Genomic DNA, 2,023 nt, shown 5'->3' with positions numbered 1-2,023 from the left:
TCTGCCGCCGTCAACCAGCCGCTGTCGGTAAGGCGCGCCGCCACCGTCCGGGACTACCTCACCGGGCACGGCACCAGGGCGTCGTCGGTAAGCTCGGTCGGTCTCGGTAGCAGCCAACCGCTCGCCGAGGAAACCAATCCCGACGGATCCTCCAGCCCCGACGGTCAGCGCTTCAACCGCCGCGTCGAAATCCTCATCCGCCTACCAGCATGACGAGCCGCCGAGCCGCGCGTCCGGATGTTGCGTAGCGCCAGCCGTGCACGCACCCACGCGGCATCCGTCACTGCCCGACCTCCAGGCGCGCCAGCAGCTCGGATGTCAGTGACGGAGCGGCCGGTGGCGCGCAGTTGGCGGGCAAGCGGCGTGACTGGCGATCTGGTCGGCCGGACCACCCGTGGCCTGTTCCGCGATCTCATGACCGGCAGCATGCTCGGCGAGATTGACGGGGCCTTCCGAACCGAACTAACCGACCTTGACGTCGAGATCGGGGAGGATCGGTGCGAGGCTTCCGATCGCGGTATCGGTATAACGGATCACCCAGCGGGTGATGTCCCACCGGTCCGCGTGCGCTTCGAGCTGCGCGCGGATCTCCGCCTGGGTTCCCAGCAGCAGATAGGGAGTCACCAGAGCGTCGGCAGCTGCCAGACCGGGTATCTGCACCGCGAGGGCACTGGCCGCGCCCTTCCGGTCGTCGGTGACGAGCACCCGGTGCACGAGCACCTCCACCACCGGCCGCCGCCCGCCGGCCCCGGCGCCTTCCATCACCGCGGACACCTGACGTTCCACATCGGACGGGGACCAGCCGCACCTGGTGATGGTGACCGTCCGGCAGCGTACGATCGAGCCCGCTGAGCCCGACGACGTCGGCGTGCGCGCCGGCAAGCCGCAGCAGGGCCGGATTGGCCCCACCCAGCGTCAGCGGGACCACGACCGGCGCCAGCGAGGAGTCGAGCACCGCCTCCCGGAGCCGAAGATAACGGCCGGTGTAGGTGACCTGCTCACCGCGCAGAAGACGTGCCACGACATCGACGAACTCGCCCAGACGTCCGACCCGTTCGGCGGGTCCGGGCCGTTCCCACCCGCACGCGGCCCACTCCCCGGGGGTGTGCCCGGCACCGATACCCAGGCGCGCCCGGCCGCCGGAGATGACCGCGAGACTGGCCGCGTCCGCGGCGACGTGGAACGGCTCCCGCACCCCAGCGTTGATCATATAGCTGCCCAGCGACACTCGACTGGTCACCCCCGCCGCAGCGGCAAGCGCGATCCAGGGCGACAGCACCCCACCAGGATGATCGGGTACGAGGAGCGCGGAAAACCCGAGCGCCTCGACCCGGCGGGCCAGTGAGGTCCATGACGACAATGCGGCGGGAACAGCCTGAACACCAACATGCACCGAAGAAGCACTCACCCGTGAAAGACTTCCACTCAAGCGGTGATCGGCGCGAAGGATGCCGCTGACGACCAGGTCGCCCTGCGTCTGCGTGACGGGCGCCGCCTGGACGCGCAGCCCGCCGCCGAGGTCCTGGCCCGCATCGGCGTTCTTGTCGACCTCCGCAGTACCGACCTGTGGGACGTCGCTACCTGCTCGTAGAGACACACGATCAGCGGGCGCCACCGCGCCGCCGCGTCTTCGGGGGCCACACTGGCAGGCTCTGTTAATCGACTGGTCTGTATTCGCGCAACCGTGAGGTGATCTGTCACCGCGCGTGACTCCAGAGGTCGGCTACCGGGCACTGGATACGGTGTTGGCCGTGGTGTCGTGGTCGCTGACCTGAATGCGACGGCCGAGGGCCGAGGGTCAGCGTGCTTGATCCCTGCGCAAGACGAGCATGGTCAGCCGCGCGGCTGAGGGTCGCTGGGTGCTCTCGGCCTTCTGCGCCAGACTGCGGAGTCCGGTGTGGAAGTCGTCGTCGGGGATGAGTTGGAGCAAGGTGTCGGCGCGCAGGCGGGTCTGCGCGAGGTAGGTCCGGTGGTTGTCCGCGGCGTCCTCGGTGACCGTAGAGAGAGTGGGGTAGGTGTCGAG

General features: G+C 69.1%; 2 protein-coding genes and 3 pseudogenes. 2 read left to right on the top strand and 3 right to left on the bottom strand.

Annotation, left to right across the window (positions count from 1 at the left end):
• Positions 1-213, top strand: a 213-nt coding sequence (locus DD1DGNOD_RS29520) for an OmpA family protein (RefSeq protein WP_241255741.1), incomplete at its 5' end; no start/stop codon positions are given.
• Positions 214-462: 249 nt separating this feature from the next.
• On the opposite strand, the gene DD1DGNOD_RS29515 is transcribed toward DD1DGNOD_RS29520, so the two are convergent.
• Together DD1DGNOD_RS29515 and DD1DGNOD_RS30865 are read right to left on the bottom strand one after the other, a co-directional pair.
• On the bottom strand, positions 463-774 hold the full coding sequence (locus tag DD1DGNOD_RS29515) for a hypothetical protein (protein WP_241251542.1): 312 nt from the start codon (positions 772-774) through the stop codon (positions 463-465).
• 130 nt (positions 775-904) lie between these two features.
• Positions 905-1,393 (bottom strand): annotated as a pseudogene (locus DD1DGNOD_RS30865) (LLM class flavin-dependent oxidoreductase); the annotation flags it as partial.
• A 33-nt stretch (positions 1,394-1,426) separates the two neighbouring features.
• Between DD1DGNOD_RS30865 and DD1DGNOD_RS14985 the strand changes: the two are divergent.
• Positions 1,427-1,591: pseudogene (locus tag DD1DGNOD_RS14985) on the top strand (threonine--tRNA ligase); the annotation flags it as partial.
• A 207-nt stretch (positions 1,592-1,798) separates the two neighbouring features.
• On the opposite strand, the pseudogene DD1DGNOD_RS27090 reads toward DD1DGNOD_RS14985, so the two are convergent.
• Positions 1,799-2,023 (bottom strand): annotated as a pseudogene (locus DD1DGNOD_RS27090) (hypothetical protein); the annotation flags it as partial.

The sequence above is a fragment of the Candidatus Protofrankia californiensis genome (assembly GCF_900634765.1).
GTDB classification, from domain to species: domain Bacteria; phylum Actinomycetota; class Actinomycetes; order Frankiales; family Frankiaceae; genus Protofrankia; species Protofrankia californiensis.
Note: the sequence above shows the minus strand (reverse complement) of the source record. Positions and strands in the feature narration are given on the sequence as shown.